Genomic DNA, 20536 nt, shown 5'->3' on the forward strand with positions numbered 1-20536 from the left:
CCACCAGGCGGCCGGACCCTTCGCCGTCGTCTCACGCCAGCTGCTGCCGTACCAGGTCGATCACCCGGGGGGCGTGCTGGTTGAGGTAGAAGTGGCCGCCGGTGAACCAGTGGAAGGACGTCGGGCCGTCGGTGTGGCCCGACCACCCCTGGGCCTCCTCGGGGGTCACCTCGGGGTCGCTCTCCCCGTTGAGCACCACGACCGGGCAGGCCAGGGCCGGGCCCGGCCGGTAGCGGTAGGTCTCCGCGGCCTTGTAGTCGCCGCGGATCGCCGGGAGCACCGCCCGCAGCAGCTCGTCGTCGGCCAGGACCGCCGGGTCCGTTCCGCTCATCCGCTTGATGGTGGCCAGCAGCCGCTCGTCGGGGGCCAGGTGGATGCGCTCGTCCTCGCGGTGGTGCGAGGGGGCGCGGCGCCCCGAGGCGAACAGGGCCACCGGCCGGACGCCGGCCGCCTCCAGCCGCAGCGCGACCTCGAAGCCCAGCGTCGCGCCCAGGCTGTGCCCGAACAGCGCGACCGGCCGGTCGCACCACGGCAGCAACTGCGCGAACACCTGGTCCGCGAGCTGCCGTACGTCGTCCACGCAGCGTTCGTGGCGGCGGTCCTGGCGCCCCGGGTACTGCACGGCCACCACGTCGGCCCGCGGGGACAGGGCCCGGGACACGGGGAAGTAGTAACTGGCCGAACCGCCCGCGTGCGGGAAGCAGAACAGCCGTACGGGAGCTTCCCCGGCCGGGTGGAAGCGCCGCAGCCAGGCGCTGGGCGCGGCCGGGGTCGCGGTCGCGGGCGTCGCGGTCATCTGGGCTCCTTGTGGATGCCCCCACCTTTGGGTGGGGAGGAAACGAAGCCCCTGGGGAGCAGGGCAGGGAAGGCGAATCGCCGCCGGGCCATTCGTCGTTCGCCAGCAACTACCCGCAGGAGCCCCGCAATCTGACGTGATAAGACCTGATGATGTGTGAGCTGTGACCACTCACGTGAAGCGGGCGTTCAAGTACCGCTTCCGTCCGACGGATGCGCAGGCAGCGGAGCTGTCTCGCAGTATCCGCGTTTCAAGTCGCGGAAGAAGTCCCGCAAGAGCGCGGAGTACACCACCAGCGCGTTCCGGTACCGGGACGGTGAGCTCACCCTGGCGAAGATGCCCGAACCGCTGGACATCGTGTGGTCCCGGCCACTCCCGGAGGGTGTGTCGCCTTCGACGGTGATCGTGTCGCAGGACAGTGCGGGACGCTGGTTCGTGTCGATGCTGTGCGAGGACCCCACCATCAAGCCGCTGCCCGCCACAGATGCGGCGGTCGGTATCGACGTGGGCCTCAGCCATCTGCTGACCCTGTCGACGGGGGAGAAGATCGCCAATCCCCGGCACGAGCGCCGTGACCGTGCCCGGCTCGCCCTGGCCCTGCGCCGTCTGGCGAAGAAGGCCAAGGGCGACGGTACCAACCGGGCCAAGGCCCGGCGCAGGGTGGCCAGGATCCATGCCCGGATCGGCGATCGCCGCCGGGATCACCTGCACAAACTCTCGACTCGTCTCGTGCGTGAAAACCAAACGCTCGTGATCGAGGACCTGACCGTGCGCAGCATGGTCAAGAACCGGAGTCTGGCCCGCGCCATGAGCGACGCGGGATGGTCGGAGTTCCGGAGCATGCTGGAGTACAAGGCTGCCTGGTACGGGCGGGAAGTGATCGCGGTCGACCGCTTCTTCCCCTCCTCCAAACTGTGTTCCCACTGCGGCACCCTCCAGGAGAAGATGCCGCTGAACGTTCGGACATGGACGTGCGGGAGCTGCGGGACGACCCAGGACCGGGACGTGGACGCGGCGAGCAACCTTCTGGCCGCCGCACTGGCGGTGACAGTCTGTGGAGCTGGTGTAAGACCTCAACGGAGAACTCCGGGCGGGCAGTCGGCGATGAAGCAGAAAGCCTCACGGCGCGAGCCGTGGGATTCTCCCTCCTTCAGGAGGGGGAGAAGTCAACCTCGGTGGGTGTCCTTTCGGTGGGGACCGGGCCCGCTCACGGGGCGGTCCAGGTGCCCGGCGGGCGCCAGCCGCGCGCGGGGCCCCAGGCGGCCGCCCGGGGCCGGGCCGCGGCGGCCTCCTCCCCGGCCCCGCCCCGCCGCCGGGCGGCGGAGAGCAGGACGAGGAGGACGGCGGCGAGTTCCGTACGGTCCGGGGCGCCGCGCACGATCGTCAGGTGTGGTTCGGCCCGCTCGCTCATCGGGCGTGCTCCTCGTCCATGGGGGGGCGGTCAGGGTGTCGGTCGGGGCATGGGTCAGGGCATGGGTCAGGGCGTGCGTCAGGGCGTGGGTCAAGGGGTCGGTCAGAACGGCGGGTTGCCGTGCTTGCGCTCGGGCAGCGGCACGTGCTTGGCCCGCAGCGCGTCCAGCGCGTCCACCAGCACCCGCCGGGTCGTGGCCGGGTCGATGACGTCGTCGACCAGGCCCCGCTCAGCGGCGTAGTAGGGGTGCATGAGTTCCTGGCGGTACTGCTTGACGCGCTGCGCGCGCGCCGCCTCCGGGTCGTCCGCGGCGGCGATCTCCCGGCGGAAGACGACATTGGCGGCGCCCTCCGCGCCCATCACCGCGATCTCGTTGGTGGGCCAGGCGAACGACAGGTCCGCGCCGATCGAGCGGGAGTCCATGACGATGTACGCGCCGCCGTACGCCTTGCGCAGGATCACCTGCACCCGGGGCACCGTGGCCGCGCAGTACGCGTACAGCAGCTTCGCGCCGTGCCGGATGACTCCGCTGTGCTCCTGGTCGCTGCCCGGCAGGAAGCCCGGCACGTCCACCAGGGTCACCAGCGGAACGCTGAAGGCGTCGCAGGTCTGCACGAACCGGGCCGCCTTCTCCGCGGCGTGGATGTCCAGCACCCCGGCGAGCGAGGCGGGCTGGTTGGCGACGATGCCCACCACGTGCCCGTCCAGCCGGGCCAGACCGCAGATGATGTTGGTCGCCCAGTTGGCGTGGACCTCGAACAGGTCGCCGTCGTCGACGATCTCCTCGATCACGGCGCGCATGTCGTAGGAGCGGTTCGGGTCGGCCGGCACCAGGTCCGAGAGCGCCTCGCACAGGCGGTCGGCCGGGTCCGTGGCGGGCACGAAGGGGGGCATCTCACGGTTGTTGGACGGCAGCAGCGACAGCAGGTGCCGTACCTCTTCGAGGCACTCCTCCTCCGTGTCGTACAGGAACGCGCTCGCGCCCGAGACCGAGGAGTGGACCTGCGCGCCGCCGAGGTCGTTGTGGCTGATCTTCTCCCCGGTCACCGCCTGCACCACGTCCGGGCCGGTGATGTACATCTGCGCGATGTCGCGCACCATGAACACGTAGTCCGTCAGGGCGGGGGAGTACGTCGCGCCGCCGGCGCACGGCCCGAGCATCACGCTGATCTGCGGGATCACCCCCGAGGCGGCCACGTTGCGGCGGAAGATGCCCCCGTACCCGGCGAGCGCGGTGACGCCCTCCTGGATCCGGGCCCCCGCGCCGTCGCTGAGCGACACCAGCGGGGCGCCCGCCGCGACCGCGAGGTCCATCACCTTGTGGATCTTCTGCGCGTGCGCCTCGCCGAGCGAGCCCCCGAAGATCCGGAAGTCGTGCGCGTACACGAACACCCGCCGGCCGTCGACCTTGCCCCAGCCGGTCACCACGCCGTCGGTGTGCGGCCTGCGGTCCTCCAGGCCGAAACCCGTGGCCCGGTGCCGGCGCAACTGCTCGATCTCGCGGAACGTGCCCGGATCGAACAACAGGTCCAGCCGCTCGCGCACGGTCAGCTTGCCTCGGGCGTGCTGCGCCGCGGAGGCGCTCACGGACGGCCCCAGCTCGACGGACTCCTTGATCGCTCCTAGTTCGGCCACTCGGACACTGACATCGGCAACTGACATGCTCCACCCGTCTCTTCGGCCATCGGGACCCACCGAAACGGCGGCGACCCCCTGGGCAGTGCGTGCCATTGAAGGCGTCCGGGGCACGCGCGGAGAACACCGACCACCCCCCTGACCACGCGGTGACCCGTCCGCACCCCCGCCCAGCAGGCACGTCGCCACGGGCGGGGCCGGTACGCGGCGTCCGGCGCGGGGGCCCGGCGGACGCCGGGCAGGGTCAACACCTGGGGGGATAGGGGTGTCGCGCCCCTTCGGGGCCGACCTAGCGTGCGAACACCCCGTGGCCGGAACTGACCCGGGGCAATCGATACCGAGCTGGGAGCGTGCAGATGTCCGCGGGCTTCGATCCTGTCGCTGATGACTTGTCCGGCGCGGAGGTCCGCCCGGGGGCCCAACTGGCCGCCCGGCTGACCGGACTTCCCGGGAGCGAGCAGTCCAGGCTGCTCCTCGACCTGGTCTGCGCGCAGGCCGCCGACATCCTCCGCAGGGCCCGTCCCGACACCGAACCGGTGGTCGCGACCGGAACCTCCTTCAAGGAACTGGGCCTGGACTCGATCGCCCTGGTCGACCTGCACGCCCGGATCAACGCCGCGACCGGGCTGGGCCTGCCGGTGACCGCCGCGTTCGACCACCCCAGCCCCGAGCTGCTGGCCGCGTACGTCCGTACGGAACTCCTGGGCGGACCCGCCGAGCCGGTGGCCGCCCACCCCGCCCCGACGGCGGCCGGCCCCGAGGTCTTCGACGGCGAGCCCATCGCCGTCGTCGGTATCGGCGGCCGTTTCCCCGGCGGAGTCCGCTCGGCCGAGGAGCTGTGGGACCTGGTCGCCCGGGGCGGCACCGCCGTCGGCCCCTTCCCCGACAACCGCGGCTGGGACCTCGACGCGCTGTTCGACGACGACCCGGCCACACCCGGCACCTGCTACACCCGCACCGGCGGGTTCCTGCACGACGCCGCCGAGTTCGACGCCGAGTTCTTCGGCATCAGCCCGCGCGAGGCGCTGGCCATGGACCCGCAGCAGCGGCTGCTGCTGGAGACCGCCTGGGAGGCGCTGGAGCGGACCGGCATCGACCCGACCTCGCTGCGCGGCACCCGCACCGGCGTCTTCATCGGCGCCGGCCCCTCCGAGTACGGGCCGCGGGTGCAGGACGCACCCGAGAGCCTGACCGGCTACCTCGTCACCGGCGGCGCGCTCAGCGTCACCTCGGGGCGCGTCGCCTACGCGCTGGGCCTGGAGGGCCCGGCGCTCACCGTCGACACGGCGTGCTCCGGATCGCTGGTCTCGCTGCACCTGGCCGTGCAGTCGCTGCGCCGCGGCGAGTGCTCCATGGCCCTGGCCGGCGGTGTCACCGTACTGAGCACGCCCGGCCTGTTCACCGAGTTCAGCAGGCAGCGCGGGCTCGCCCCCGACGGGCAGATCAAGGCCTTCGCCGCGGGCGCCGACGGAACCTCCTTCGCCGAGGGCGTCGGCCTGCTCGTCGTGGAACGCCTCGACGACGCCCGCCGCAACGGACACCAGGTGCTCGCCGTCATCCGCGGATCGGCCGTCAACCAGGACGGCGCCAGCAACGGCCTCACCGCCCCCAGCGGCACCGCGCAGCAGCGCGTCATCCTGCAGGCCCTCGCCGACGCCGGGCTGTCCGGCGACGAGGTCGACGCGGTCGAGGCGCACGGCACCGGCACCACGCTGGGCGACCCGATCGAGGCCCGCGCGCTGATCGCCACCTACGGCAAGGACCGCGCCGAGGACCGGCCGCTGTGGCTCGGATCGGTGAAGTCCAACCTGGGACACACCCAGGCCGCGGCCGGTGTCGCCGGCCTGATGAAGATGATCATGGCGATGCGGCACGGGGTGCTCCCGCAGACCCTGCACGTCGACGCCCCCAGCGGGAACGTCGACTGGTCGGCGGGGACCGTACGGCTGCTCACCGAGCCCGTGCCCTGGCCGGCGGACGGGGACCGGCCGCGCCGGGCGGGCGTCTCCGGCTTCGGCATCAGCGGCACCAACGCGCACGTCATCGTGGAGGAGCCGCCGCGCGAGCCGGTGGCGGACACCCCCGCGCCCGCCGAGACGGGCACCGGCGCCGCCGCGCCCGCCCTCGTACCGGTCGCCGGCCGCTCCGAGGAGGGCCTGCGCGCGCAAGCCGCGCGGCTCGCGCAGTTCCTGGCCGAACGGCCCGGGCTCACCCCCGGGGACGTCGGGCACGCGCTCGGCACCGGCCGGGCCGCCCTCGAACACCGCGCCACCGTCCTGGCCGCCGACCGGGAGGAACTCCTGGACGGGCTGCGCGCCCTCGCCGACGGTCAGAACACCCCGGGAACCCGGACCGGGGCCGTCCCCGCCGGCCGCCTCGCCTTCCTCTTCACCGGCCAGGGCAGCCAGCGCCTGGCCATGGGGCGACAGCTGTACGACACCCACCCCGTGTTCGCGGACGCCCTCGCCGACGCGATCGGCTGGCTCGACCTCCAGCTCGACACCTCCCTGTGGGACGTCCTCTTCGCCGAGCCCGGCTCCGAGGCCGCCGCCCTCCTCGACGAGACCCGCTACGCGCAGACCGCCCTGTTCGCCGTCGAGACCGCCCTGTTCCGGCTCATCGAGTCCTGGGGCATCCGCCCCGACTTCCTCGCCGGCCACTCGATCGGCGAGATCGCGGCCGCCCACGCCGCGGGCGTCCTCAACCTGGAGGACGCGGCCACCCTCGTCGCCGCCCGCGGCCGCCTGATGCAGGAGCTGCCCCCGGGCGGCGCCATGGTCGCCGTCCAGGCCACCGAGGAGGAGGTCCTCCCCCACCTCGGCGAGCAGGTCGCCGTCGCCGCCGTCAACGGCCCCGACTCCGTGGTCCTCTCGGGCGAGGAGAGCGCCGTACGGGCCCTCGCCGAGCGGTTCGCCGACCAGGGGCGCAAGACCAAGCGGCTCCAGGTCAGCCACGCCTTCCACTCGCCGCTCATGGAACCGATGCTGGCCGATTTCCGGCGCATCGCGGGCATCCTCACCTACGCCGCGCCGCGCATCCCGATCGTGTCCACCGTCACCGGACGCCTCGCCACCTCCGAGGAACTGAGCTCGCCCGACTACTGGACCGGCCACGTCCGCGAGGCCGTCCGCTTCGCCGACGCCGTCGACTGGCTCGCCGGGCAGGGCGGCGTACGCACCTTCCTGGAGCTCGGCCCCGACGGCGTCCTCAGCGCGCTGGGCCAGAACTGCCTGCCCGAGGAGCGCGAGGCCGACACGGTCTTCGCACCCATGCTGCGCGCCGGCAAGGACGAGGTCCGCGAGGCGCTCGGCGCCGCCGCCCTCGCCCACACCCGCGGCGCCCTCCTCGACTGGGCCGCCGTGTACGCGGGACGCGACACCCGCCGCGTCGACCTGCCCACCTACGCCTTCCGCACCCGGCGCTACTGGCTCGCCCCCGAGCGGGCCGGCGGTGACCCCTCGGGGCTGGGCCAGCTCGCCGCCCGGCACCCGCTGCTGGGATCCGTCGTCGACCTCGCGGGCGCCGGGGGCACCGTCCTGACCGGCCGGCTCTCGCTGCGCACCCACCCGTGGACCGCCGACCACACCATCGCAGGGGTCACCCTGCTGCCCGGCACCGCGTTCGTGGAACTCGCCCTGCGGGCCGCCGCGGAGACCGGCTGCGCGCTGGTCGAGGAGCTGACGCTGCAGACCCCGCTGGTCCTGCCCGAGTCGGGCGGAGTGGCGCTGCAGGTGGTCGTCGCCGCCCCCGACGAGGCCGGCCGCCGCGCCGTCGAGTGCTACTCGCGCCCGGACGGCGCCGACAGCGCCGACGAGACCGAGGACGGCTGGGTGCGCCACGCCACCGGCGTCCTGGCGCCCGCCGCCCCGGAAGCGGACCCCGCCGCCCTCTCCGGCACGTGGCCCCCGGCCGGCGCCGTCCCGCTGGACGTCAGCACCCTGTACGGCGACATGGCGGACGAGGGCTACGGCTACGGGCCCGCCTTCCACGGCGTCCGCGCCGCCTGGCTCCTTGACGGCGAGGTCTTCGCCGAGGTCGAGCCCCCGCAGCCGGCCCGCGCGGACGCCGCGGCCTACGGACTGCACCCCGCCCTGCTGGACGCCGCGCTGCACCCCGCCGACCACGCCCTGGCCGCGCGCGGCAGCCGGCCCGAGGGCACCTGGATCCCCTTCTCCTGGAACGGGGTCACGCTGTACTCGTCCGGTGCCTCCGCGGTGCGCGTACGGATCACCGCGCGCGGGAGCGAGGAACTCGCGGTCACCGTCGCCGCCGCCGACGGTACCCCCGTCGCCCGTGTCGACTCACTGCTGCTGCGCGCCGTCACCGGGGCACAGCTCGCCGGTGACCGGCCCGACCCGCTGCTGCGCGTGCAGTGGAACCCGGTCGAACTGCCCGCCGAAACCGCCGGGTTCACCGAATTCGCGGACCTCGCCGACCTGGCGGACGGCCCGGTGCCACCCGTCGTCGTCTACCGCACCCTCCCCACTCCCGACGGCGACCTGCCCGCCGCCGTCCGCACGGTGGCCGCCGACGCGCTCGCCGCCCTGCGGACCTGGCTGGAGAACGACCGCTACGCCGATTCCCGCCTGGTCGTCGTCACCCGCGACGGTGCGGCCGTACCGGGCACCGACGTCGACCTCGCCCAGGCACCCGTCTGGGGCCTCGTACGGTCGGCCGAGGCGGAGAACCCCGGCCGCTTCACCCTCGTCGACACCGACGGGGCCGCACCAGCCCCGCTCGGCCGCGCGCTCGCCGCCGCCGGCACCGAACCCGAACTGGCCCTGCGGGGAACCGCGGCGTACGTGCCGAGGCTGGCCGCAGTACCCGCTCCCGCCGAGGAGCGCCCGGCCCCCTGGGACGACGCCGGCACCGTACTGATCACCGGCGGCACCGGCGGCGTCGGCGCCGAACTCGCCCGCCACCTGGTCCGGCGGCACGGCGTCCGCCACCTCCTGCTCACCAGCAGGCGCGGCCCCAACGCTCCCGGAGCGCGCGAACTCGTCGCCGACCTCGCCGCCCTGGGCGCCGAGGCCACCGTCACCGCAACCGACGTCGCCGACCGGGACGCCCTGGCCGCGCTGCTCGCCGCGGTCCCGGCCGCGCACCCGCTGCGCGCCGTGGTGCACGCGGCCGGCGTCATCGACGACGGCCTGACCGGCTCCCTCACCGCCCAGCGGCTGGACACGGTGATGCGGCCCAAGGTGGACGCGGCCTGGAACCTCCACGAACTGACCGCGGACCTCGGCCTCACCGCCTTCGTCCTCTTCTCGTCCGCGTCGACCGTCCTCGACGGCGCGGGCCAGGGCAACTACGCCGCCGCCAACCTGTTCCTCGACGCGCTGGCCGCCCGCCGCGCGGCGGCCGGCCAGGTCGTGACCTCCCTCGCCTGGGGCCTGTGGGCCGGCGGCGGCGGCATGGGCGCGACCCTCGACGCGGCCGCCCTCACCCGCATCGAGCGCCTCGGCCTCGACTCGCTGTCCTTCGAGGAGAACCTGGCCCAGCTGGACAAGGCCCTGTCCGGCCACGAGCCGGCGGTGGTCCCCGTACGCGTCAACCACCGTGCCGTGCGCGGCCGTTCCGACGGTACGCCCACCCTGCTGCGGGCCCTCGTGCGCAGCGCGGTGCGCCGCCCGGCGGCCGGGGCGTCAACGCCCTCCGCGGCGAACGCCCAGGTACCGCTCGGTGCTCGGCTCACGGAGCTCGGGGCCGCCGACCGCCTCGCCACGGTGCTGCGGCTGGTCCGCACCGAGGCCGCAGCCGTACTCGGCTACCAGAGCGCCGAAGAGGTCACCGCGACCCGGGCGTTCACCGAGACCGGCTTCGACTCGCTGGCCGCCGTGGAACTGCGCAACCGGCTCGGCGCGGCCACCGGCCTGCGGCTGAGCGCCACCCTGACCTTCGACTACCCCACGGCGACCGCCCTGGCCGAGCACCTCGTCACCAAGCTCGTCGGCGCGGCCGCCCCCGCCCCGGCCCCCGCCCCGGCGGCGCCCGGCGCCGCCTCCGCCGCGGACGACGACCCGATCGTGATCGTCGGCATGGCCTGCCGCTACCCGGGCGGGGTGACCTCGCCCGAGGAGCTGTGGCAGCTGGTCGCGGACGGCGCGGACGCCATCGGACCCTTCCCCACCGACCGGGGCTGGGCGGACGACCTCTACGACCCGGAGATCGGCAAGCCCGGCAAGACCTACTCCACCGAGGGCGGATTCCTCTACGACGCGGCCCGGTTCGACCCCGCGTTCTTCGGGATCAGCCCGCGCGAGGCCCAGGCCATGGACCCGCAGCAGCGACTGCTGCTGGAGGTCGCCTGGGAGACCTTCGAACGCGCCGGGATCGACCCCCGGTCCGTCAAGGGCAGCAGCACCGGCGTGTTCGCCGGCGTGATGTACCACGACTGGGGGCTGCGGCTCGGCCCGCTCCCCGAGGACGTGGCCGGCTACCACGGCAACGGCAGCCTGGCGAGCGTGGTCTCCGGGCGCGTCTCCTACGCCCTGGGCCTCGAAGGCCCGGCGATCAGCGTGGACACGGCCTGCTCCTCCTCGCTCGTCGCCCTGCACATGGCCGCGCGTTCGCTGCGCGCCGGGGAGTGCTCGCTGGCCCTCGCCGGCGGTGTCACGATCATGTCCACCCCGGACACCTTCCTCGACATGAGCCGCCAGCGCGGTCTCGCCGCCGACGGCCGCTGCAAGTCCTTCGGCGAGGGCGCGGACGGCACGGGCTGGGGCGAGGGCGCGGGCGTCCTGCTCCTGGAGCGGCTCTCGGACGCGAAGAGGAACGGACACCGCGTGCTGGCCGTCGTCCGCGGCTCGGCACTCAACCAGGACGGCGCGTCCAACGGCCTGACCGCGCCGAACGGGCCCGCGCAGCAGCGGGTGATCCGCCAGGCCCTGGCGGACGCCGGGCTGACGGCGGCCGAGGTCGACGTGGTCGAGGCGCACGGTACGGGCACCCGGCTGGGCGACCCGATCGAGGCGCAGGCCCTGCTGGAGACGTACGGCCAGGAACGCCCCGAGGGGCGGCCGCTGTGGCTCGGTTCCATCAAGTCGAACATGGGACACACGCAGGCCGCGGCCGGTGTCGCCGGCATCATCAAGATGGTCAAGGCGATGGACCACGGCCTGCTGCCGCGGACCCTGTACGCCGACACCGCTTCCGGCCAGGTGGACTGGTCCGCCGGTGAGGTGGAACTGCTCACCGAGGCCCGTGAATGGGTGGCGTCCGGCGGGGTGCGCAGGGCCGGTGTGTCCTCCTTCGGTATCAGCGGCACCAACGCCCACGTGATCATCGAGCAGGCGCCCGAGCAGGAGGCCGACGAGGCGGCCACCACCGCCGCGACCGGACCGGGCACCACGCTCCCCGCCCTTCCCTGGGTCGTCTCCGGCGCCACCCCCGAGGCCCTGCGCGCCCAGGCCGACCGGCTGCGCGAGCGCCTCGCGGAACTCTCCGACGAGGAACTGGCCCCCGCCGCCCGGGTGCTGGCCACCGGACGCGCGGCGCTGGAGCACCGCGCCGTCGCCCTCGGCGCCGACCGCGCCGGACTCTCCCGCTCGCTGGAGCTGCTCACGGGCGCCGCCGTGGCCCAGGACGGCAAGACGGCCTTCCTCTTCACGGGCCAGGGCGCCCAGCGGCTGGGGATGGGCCGGGAGCTGTACGCGTCCTTCCCGGTGTTCGCCGAGGCGTTCGACGGCGTGTGCGCGGAGATCGACCCGCACCTGGGGCGGTCCCTGCGCGAGGTGGTGTGGGGCGAGGACGCGGACGCGCTGAACGCGACCGCCGTCGCCCAGCCCGCCCTGTTCGCCCTCGAAGTCGCCCTGTTCCGGCTCGTGGAAGCCTGGGGCCTCACCCCCGACGTGGTCGCCGGGCACTCGATCGGCGAGCTGGCCGCCGCACACGTCGCGGGGGTGCTGTCGCTGGCCGACGCGGCCCGGCTCGTCGTCGCACGCGGCCGCCTGATGCAGGCCCTGCCCGCCGGGGGCGCGATGCTCGCCGTCCAGGCCACCGAGGCGGAGGTCCTGCCGCTGCTCTCCGACGGGGCGGGCATCGCGGCGGTCAACGGACCGCGGTCCGTGGTGGTCTCGGGAGTCGAGGCCGCGGTGCTGGCCGTGGGCGAGCACTTCGCCGCCGCGGGCCGCAAGACCAGCCGCCTGTCCGTCTCGCACGCCTTCCACTCGGCGCTCATGGAACCCATGCTCGACGAACTGCGCACCGTGGCAGAGCAGCTGACCTTCCACGAGCCGCGCATCCCCGTCGTCTCCACCGTCACCGGCGACACCTCCACGCAGTGGCGGTCACCCGCCTACTGGGCCGACCAGGTCCGCGAGCCCGTCCGCTTCGCCGACGCGGTCCGCCGCGCCGAGGAACTGGGCGCCCGCACCTTCGTCGAGATCGGACCCGACGCGGTCCTCACCGCGCTCGGCGCGGGCTCAGCCACCCGCGAGGACACCGCCTTCATCCCCCTGCTGCGCCGCGACCGCGACGAGGCCCGCGAAGCCCTCACCGGCATCGGCGCGGCCTGGGCGCGCGGCGGCGCCGTCGACTGGACCGCCGTGCTCGGCGACCCGGCCCGCCGCCCCGGCACCCTCGTCGACCTGCCCACCTACGCCTTCCAGCGCAAGCGCTACTGGCTCGACGTACCGGCCAGGACCGGAGACGTCGGCTCGGCCGGCCTCGACGCAGTCGACCACCCCGTCCTCAGCGCGGCCGTCCTGTCGCCCGAGTCCGGTTCCGTCGTCCTGACCGGCCGGCTCTCCGCGGCCGGACAGCCCTGGGTCGCCGACCACGGCGTGCACGGAGCCGTACTGCTCCCCGGCACCGGCTTCGTCGAGCTCGCCGTACGCCTCGGCGACCAGGTCGGCTGCGACCTCCTGGAGGAACTGACCCTGGAGGCACCGCTCGTCCTGCCCGCGACCGGTGGCGCCGCCCTGCGCGTCGCCGCGGGCGCCCCCGACGAGACCGGCCGCCGCCCCCTGCACATCCACTCCCGCCTGGACGGCGCCGCCGAGGGCGCCTGGACCCGCCACGCCACCGGCTTCCTCGCCACCGGCGAACCCCCGCGGGTCGATGCGGACCTCACCCAGTGGCCGCCGCCCGGCGCCACCACCGTGGACGTGACCGGAGCGTACGAAAGCCTGCGCGAGCGCGGATACGGCTACGGGCCCGCCTTCCAGGGCCTGAAGGCGGCCTGGCGGCGCGGCGACGAACTGTTCGCCGAGGTCGCCCTGCCCGACACGGTGCGCGGGGAAGCCGGCGACTACGGCCTGCACCCGGCGCTCCTGGACACCGCCATGCACGTGGACGTCCTCGTCGACCAGGGCGAGGGCGGCACCGAGGCCCTGCTGCCCTTCGCCTGGAGCGGGGTCGCCCTGCACGCCACCGGAGCCGCGGCCCTGCGCGTGTACGTACGCCGCATCCGCGGCGCGGAGGAGTCGGCGATGGTCGTCGCCGACGAGACCGGCCGCCCCGTGATGACCGTGGGCTCGCTGATCTGCCGGCCCGTCTCCGCCGAGCAGCTGGAACCGGTGGACGGCACCCTCTCCGACGCCCTGCAGCACATCGAGTGGACCCCGCTCCCCGAGCCGGCCGAACCCGTCCGCTCCTCCTCCACCGTCGTGCTCGACGAGTACGGGCTGGCCATCCTCGGCGACCCGTCGGCCGTCGTGCTGGCCTGCTGCCCCAGCCCGGTGAGCCGGCCCGTGCTCGAAGCCACCCGCACGGTCACCTCGTACGTGCTCGGCCTGCTGCAGTCCTGGCTGACGGACGAGCGGTTCGAGTACACCACCCTGCTCGTCGTCACCCGCGGCGCGGTCGCCACCACCGGCGACACCGCCCCCGATCTGACCCAGGCCCCCGTGTGGGGCATCGTCCGGGCGGCCCAGGCGGAAAACCCGGGCAGGATCGTCCTGCTCGACACCGACCCGGACGTCGACCCGGCGGAGTTCCCGGGCATCGCGGCCGCGGCCCTGGCCCACGGCGAGCCGGAACTCGCCCTGCGCGACGGCCGGTTCCTCATCCCACGACTGGTACCGACGCCCGTACCCGAGGCGGACGCCCCCTGGAGCGAGGACGGCACCGTCCTCGTCACGGGCGGCACCGGCGGCCTGGGCGCGCGCATCGCCCACCACCTCGTCACCCGGCACGGCGTACGCCACCTGCTGCTCACCAGCCGCCGCGGCCCGGACGCACCCGGCGCCGCCGACCTGCGCGAGCGCCTCATCGCGGCCGGAGCCCTGGACGTCCGGATCGCCGCCTGCGACGCGGCCGACCGCGCCGCACTGGCCGGCACGCTCGCCGACATCCCCCACGAGCACCCGCTCACCGGCGTCGTGCACGCGGCGGGAGTGGTGGACCCCGGCCTGATCGGCACCCTCACCCCGGAACGCCTGGACACCGTCCTGCGCCCCAAGGCGGACGCCGCCTGGCACCTGCACGAACTGACCCGGGACCTCGGGCTGACGGCGTTCGTGCTGTTCTCCTCGGCCGGCGGACTCGTCCTGCCCGCCGGACAGGGCAACTACGCCGCCGCCAACGTCTTCCTGGACGCCCTGGCAGCCCACAGGCGAGCCGCCGGCCTCCCCGCGACCTCCCTCGCCTACGGCCTGTGGGCGGTCAACACCGGCCTCGGCGGCGAACTCACCGACGCCGACATCGAGAAGATGAACCGGCTCGGCCTGCCCGCCCTGCCCGCCGCACACGGCCTCGACCTCTTCGACGAGGCCCTGCGCACCCGCCACGCGCTGCTCGCCCCCCTCGTCGTCGACCCGGCCGCCCTGCACGCCCGGGGCGCCGACGTCCCGCCGCTGCTGCGCGCCGTCGCGGCCGCCGGCCGGCCCGCGGCCCGCCGCAGCGCGGCGAACGCCGCACCCGTCGGCGACACCCTCGCCCGCGGGCTGGCTGCCCTCGGCGGCGCCGAACGCCGCCGGGCCCTCCTCGACCTGGTCGCCACGCAGGTCGCCGCCGTCCTCGGCCACGAGTCCGCGGACACCGTGGGAGCGGACCGCGCCTTCAAGGAACTGGGCTTCGACTCCCTGGCGGCCGTCGAACTGCGCAACGCGCTCAACTCCGCCACGGGCCTCAGGCTTCCCGTCACCCTCGTCTTCGACTACCCGACCACCCGCGCCGTCGCCGAGTACCTCGACACGGAACTCGGCGGCGCGGAACCGGAAGCCGCCCCCGCCCAGACCGCCCCGGTGGGGCTGTCGGACGACGAACCCATCGCGATCGTCGGCATCAGCTGCCGCTTCCCGGGCGGCGTACGCTCCGCCGAGGACCTGTGGGACCTCGTCGCCGAGGGCCGCGACGCCATCGCCGGCTTCCCCGCCGACCGCGGTTGGGACACCGACGGCATCTACGACCCCGAACCCGGCCTGCACGGCAAGACGTACGCCCGGGAAGGCGGATTCCTCTACGACGCCGCCGAGTTCGACCCGGCGTTCTTCGGGATCAGCCCCCGCGAGGCCATCGCCATGGACCCGCAGCAGCGGCTCCTGCTCCAGGCGGCCTGGGAGGCGTTCGAACGCGCGGGCATCGACCCCACGACCATGCGCGGCAGCCAGACCGGCGTCTACGCGGGCGTCATGTACCACGACTACGGCTCGCGCCTCCAGCACATCCCCGACGACGTCGCCGGCTACCTCGGCAACGGCACCGCGGCGTCCATCCTCACCGGCCGCGTCGCCTACACCCTCGGCCTCGAAGGCCCGGCGGTCAGCGTGGACACGGCCTGCTCCTCCTCGCTCGTCGCCCTCCACATGGCCTGCCAGGCACTGCGCCGCGGCGAGGTCGGGATGGCCCTGGCCGGCGGTGTCACGGTGATGTCGACGCCCGAGATCTACGTCGAGTTCGCCCAGCAGCGCGGACTGTCCGCCGACGGCCGGTGCAAGGCCTTCGCGGGCGGCGCGGACGGCACGGGCTGGGCGGAGGGAGTCGGCCTGCTGCTCGTCGAGCGGCTGTCCGACGCCGAGCGCCTGGGCCACGACGTCCTCGCCGTGATCCGCGGCTCGGCGATCAACCAGGACGGCGCCAGTAACGGCCTGACCGCTCCCAACGGCCCCTCGCAGCAGCGGGTCATCCAGCGCGCGCTCGCCACCTGCGGCCTCACCACCGCCGACGTGGACCTCGTCGAGGGCCACGGCACGGGCACCCGGCTGGGCGACCCGATCGAGGCCCAGGCGCTGCTCGCGACGTACGGCCGGGGGCGGCCCGCCGACGACCCGGTGTGGCTGGGATCCATCAAGTCCAACATCGGGCACGCCCAGGCCGCTGCCGGTGTCAGCGGTGTCATCAAGTCCGTCATGGCCCTCCGCAACGGCTTGATGCCCAAGACCCTCCACGTCGACGAGCCCTCGCCCGAGGTCGACTGGGAGGCCGGGAACGTACGGCTGCTCACCGAGGCCAGGCCGTGGCCCCGGCGGGCCGACCGGCCGCGCCGCGCCACCGTCTCCTCCTTCGGGCTGAGCGGCACCAACGCCCACCTGATCGTCGAGGAGGCACCGGAGCCGGCCGTGGCGGCCGCTCCCACGGCCCCCGCGCCGGCCGACGCCCCCGCGGCGTGGCCGCTGCTGCTGTCCGGCTCCGACGAGGACGGCCCGGCCCGACAGGCACACGCCCTGCGCGCCCGGCTGCTCGCCGATCCGGACCTCCACCTCCGCGACGTCGCCTACACCCTGGCCACCGGCCGTGCGGCGCTGGAACACCGCGGAGCGGTCCTGGCCGAGGACACCCAGGGCGCACTGCGCGAGCTCGACGCCTTCCTCGCCGGGGACGGCGTCCGTGGCTCCGCCCGGGCGGCCGGCCGGACGGCGTTCCTGTTCACGGGGCAGGGTGCGCAGCGGTTGGGGATGGGGCGGGAGTTGTATGCCGCTTTCCCGGTGTTCGCGGAGGCTTTCGACGCGGTGTGCGCGGAGATCGACCCGCATCTGGGCCGGTCGTTGTGTGAGGTGGTGTGGGGTGACGACGCGGAGGCGCTGAATGCGACCGCGGTCACCCAGCCGGCGTTGTTCGCGCTTGAGGTGGCGTTGTTCCGGCTGGTCGAGGCGTGGGGCGTCACCCCCGATGTGGTGGCCGGTCACTCGATCGGTGAGCTGGCGGCCGCGCATGTCGCGGGGGTGCTCTCCCTGGCCGACGCGGCCCGGCTGGTCGTGGCCCGTGGCCGTCTGATGCAGGAGCTTCCGGCGGGTGGCGCGATGCTGGCCGTGCAGGCGACGGAGGCGGAGGTGCTGCCGCTGTTGACCGACGGGGTCGGGATCGCGGCGGTCAACGGGCCGCAGTCGGTGGTGGTTTCGGGTGCCGAGGCCGGGGTGCTGGCCGTGGGTGAGCATTTCGCGGCGGTGGGGCGTAAGACGAGTCGTCTGTCGGTGTCGCACGCGTTCCATTCGTCGCTGATGGATCCGATGCTGGAGGAGTTCGGGGCCGTCGCGCGGGAGCTGACGTACGGCGAGCCGCGGATCGCGGCGGTCTCGACGGTGACGGGCGACCGCACCGGCGCCGCCTGGCAGTCGCCCGAGTACTGGGTGGGTCAGGTGCGGGAGGCGGTCCGGTTCGCCGACGCCGTCCGCACGCTGGAACAGCAGGGTGTGACCCGGTTCCTGGAGATCGGACCCGACGGCATCCTGACCGGTCTGGCCGCGCAGAGCGTGGACGATGCGGTGCTCGTCGCGGCCGTGCGCAAGAACCGGCCCGAGCCCGAGACCCTGATCACGGCCCTCGCCCAGCTCCACGTCCACGGCGTCCCCGTCGACTGGGAGGCCTTCTACACCGGCACTGGCACTGGCACCGGCGCCCGCCGCGTCGACCTGCCCACCTACGCCTTCCAGCGCACCCGCTACTGGCTCGACGCCCCCGCCGCCGTCGGTGACGCGGCCGGGCTGGGCCAACTCCCCGCCGGGCACCCCCTGCTCAGCGCCGTCGTCGTCTCGCCCGAGACCGGAGCCCCCGTCCTCACCGGCCGGATCTCCGTGCCCACGCATCCCTGGCTCGCCGACCACGCCGTACACGGCAGCGTCCTGCTGCCGGGCACCGCGTACGTGGAGATGGCGCTCCGCGCCGGACACCAGGCGGGCTGCGCCCAGCTGGAGGAGCTGACCCAGGAGACCCCGCTGCTGCTGCCCGGCAACACCGGAGTCGCCGTGCAGGTCGTCGTGGGCGAGGCCGACGGGTCCGGGCGGCGGGACGTCACCGTGTACTCGCGCGCCGAGGACCTGGCCGCGGACGCGGCCTGGACCCGCAACGCCCGCGGTGTCCTGGCCCCGGAGCCGGCGGTCCCCGCCGCCGACCTGGAGACGTGGCCCCCGGCCGGCGCCGAGCCGGTGGACGTGAGCGGGATGTACGAGGACCTCGCCGGACTCGGATACGGGTACGGCCCGGTCTTCCAGGGCCTCACCACGGCCTGGCGGCGCGGCGACGAGCTCTTCGCCGAGATCGCGCTGCCCGACCACGCCCGCACCGACGCCGCCGCGTTCGCCCTGCACCCCGCCCTGCTCGACGCGGCCCTGCACGCGGAGCGGATCTTCGACGCGGATCACGAGGGTCCGGTCCGGGCCGCCCTGCCGTTCGTCTGGAACGGCGTCACCCTGCACGCCACCGGAGCCGCCGCCCTGCGCGTGCGGCTGACCAAGCCGGGCCCCGACGCCGTCGCCCTGCGGATCACCGCACCGACCGGCGAGCCCGTGGCCACGGTGGAGTCGCTGGTGGTGCGCGAGGTGTCCGCCGAGCAGCTGGCGGGCGACGGCGGCAGCCGCGGCGCGCAGCTGTTCCGTGTCGACTGGCAGGCACACCAGCCGTCCGGCGCCCCGGCGTCGGCCCAGGCCCCGGTGTCCGTGGACGACTGGGTGGTGGTCGGATCCGGTCTGGCCGGTTTCCGGTCGGTGTCCTCGCTCTCCGACCTCATGGCGGAGCAGCGGGTACCGGGCACGGTCGTGCTGACCGCACCGGACGTCTCCGATGTCTTCGGTACGACCGGCGGGGTTCCCGAGCAGGTCCGCACGTCCGTGGGCCGGCTCCTCGACGGGCTCGGGCAGTGGCTGTCCGACGAGCGGTTCACCGACTCCCGTCTGGTGCTCGTCACCCGGAACGCGGTGGTGGCCCGGGACGGCGACGGTGTCGACTGCGTGCAGGCCCCGCTGTGGGGTGTGCTGCGCGCGGCGCAGGCCGAGAACCCGGGCCGCTTCACCGTCGTCGACCTGGACGGCGCGCCGGAATCGGTACGGGCCCTGCCCGCCGCCGTCGCCTCGGCGGAGACCGAGATCGCCGTCCGCCGTGGCGAGGTCCTCGTACCGCGCTACGCCGCCACCTCCGGTGGTGCGGAGCCCCTGGCATGGGACCCGGACGGCACCGTGCTGATCACCGGCGGCACCGGGCTGCTGGGCGCGGTGCTCGCCCGGCACCTCGTCGCCGAGGCCGGCGTCCGCCACCTCGTACTGACCAGCCGCCGGGGTACGGACGCCCCCGGAGCCGCCGAACTCCAGCAGGAGCTCGCCGCGTCCGGCGCCACCGTACGGATCGTCGCGGTCGACGCGGCCGACCGGTACGCCCTCGCGGCCCTGCTGGACGAGATTCCCGCCGAGCACCCGCTCACCGGCGTCGTCCACGCGGCCGGAGTCATGGACAACGCCCTGGTCGGCGCGGTCACCAGGGAGCAGGTGAGCAAGGTGCTGCGGCCCAAGGTGGACGCGGCCTGGCACCTGCACGAGCTGACCAAGGATCTGGGCCTGACCGCCTTCGTGCTCTACTCCTCGGCCGGCGGCCAGATCCTGTCCGCCGGACAGGCCACCTACGCGGCGGCGAACGTCTTCCTCGACGCGCTCGCCGCCGACCGCCGGGCCGCCGGACTCGCCGCCACCTCGCTCGCCTGGGGCCTGTGGGAGGGCACCGTCGGCGAGGGCCCGGAGCTCACCGAGGCCGACCTGCGCCGGATGGGCCGCTCCGGGGTGCTGGAACTGTCCTTCGGCGACGGACTCGCCCTGTTCGACGCCGCGATGGGTCTGGACGAGGCCCTGCTCGCACCGGTCCGGCTCGACCGCGCCGCGCTGCGCGAGCGGGCCGACGAGATCCCGGCCCTGCTGCGGGCCCTGGCCGGGCCCCCCGCCCGCAAGGCGGTCAAGGCCGCCGCGGTGCCGTCCGCGGGCTCCGGGGACACCGGCGGCTCCCTGGTGCGCGGCAAGCTGGCCGGGCTGGAGGGCGGACCGGAGCGGGTCCGCTACGTGGAGGAGCTGGTACGGGGCCACGCGGCCGCCGTACTCGGCCACGGAGACCCCTCGGGTGTCGCGGCCGACCGGGGCTTCACCGAGCTCGGACTGGACTCCCTCGGGGCGATCGAACTGCGCAACCGGCTCCAGAAGGCGACCGGGCTGCGGCTGCCCGCCACGCTGATGTTCGACTACCCCAACTCGGCCGCCCTGGCCGGGTTCCTGCTGGAGGAACTGGAGCCCGAGCCGGCGGCCCCGGCGGCCGCCGAGCCCCTGGACGAGGACGGCATCAGGCGGGCCCTGCTGTCGATCCCGGCGGCGCGCCTGCGCGAATCCGGCCTCCTCGACGCGCTGCTCGGCCTGGCACAGGCGCAGGGCGGTCCGGCCACCGGTCCGAACGCCCCCTCGGCCGACCAGGGCGCGGCCATCGAGGAGATGGACGTGGACGACCTCGTACGAGCCGCCCTGGCCGGCGGCGAACTCAGCTGACCCCGACCTGAATTATGAGGATGA

4 protein-coding genes and 1 pseudogene are annotated in these 20536 nt (G+C 74.6%); 2 read left to right on the plus strand and 3 right to left on the minus strand.

The features are described 5' to 3' along the window. Positions 1-31: 31 nt before the first annotated feature. Complete coding sequence (locus tag ACFCZ1_RS36600; protein WP_376682624.1) at positions 32-796, minus strand: thioesterase II family protein; 765 nt, start codon at positions 794-796, stop codon at positions 32-34. Between the two features lie 234 nt (positions 797-1030). Between ACFCZ1_RS36600 and ACFCZ1_RS36605 the strand changes: the two are divergent. Continuing rightward, positions 1031-1930: pseudogene (locus ACFCZ1_RS36605) on the plus strand (RNA-guided endonuclease InsQ/TnpB family protein); the annotation flags it as partial. Positions 1931-2003: 73 nt separating this feature from the next. On the opposite strand, the gene ACFCZ1_RS36610 reads toward ACFCZ1_RS36605, so the two are convergent. After that, the gene (locus tag ACFCZ1_RS36610) at positions 2004-2207 is read right to left on the minus strand and encodes an acyl-CoA carboxylase epsilon subunit (protein WP_376682625.1); all 204 of its coding nucleotides are present in this window, start codon (positions 2205-2207) and stop codon (positions 2004-2006) included. A 102-nt stretch (positions 2208-2309) separates the two neighbouring features. After that, a complete protein-coding gene (locus ACFCZ1_RS36615; protein WP_376682626.1) occupies positions 2310-3869 on the minus strand; it encodes an acyl-CoA carboxylase subunit beta in 1560 nt (519 codons plus the stop codon). Positions 3870-4192: 323 nt separating this feature from the next. On the opposite strand from ACFCZ1_RS36615, the gene ACFCZ1_RS36620 reads away from it, so the two are divergent. Then, complete coding sequence (locus ACFCZ1_RS36620; protein WP_376682627.1) at positions 4193-20512, plus strand: SDR family NAD(P)-dependent oxidoreductase; 16320 nt, start codon at positions 4193-4195, stop codon at positions 20510-20512. Positions 20513-20536 lie beyond the last annotated feature (24 nt).

The sequence above is a fragment of the Streptomyces sp. NPDC056224 genome, from assembly GCF_042267665.1.
Lineage (GTDB): Bacteria > Actinomycetota > Actinomycetes > Streptomycetales > Streptomycetaceae > Streptomyces.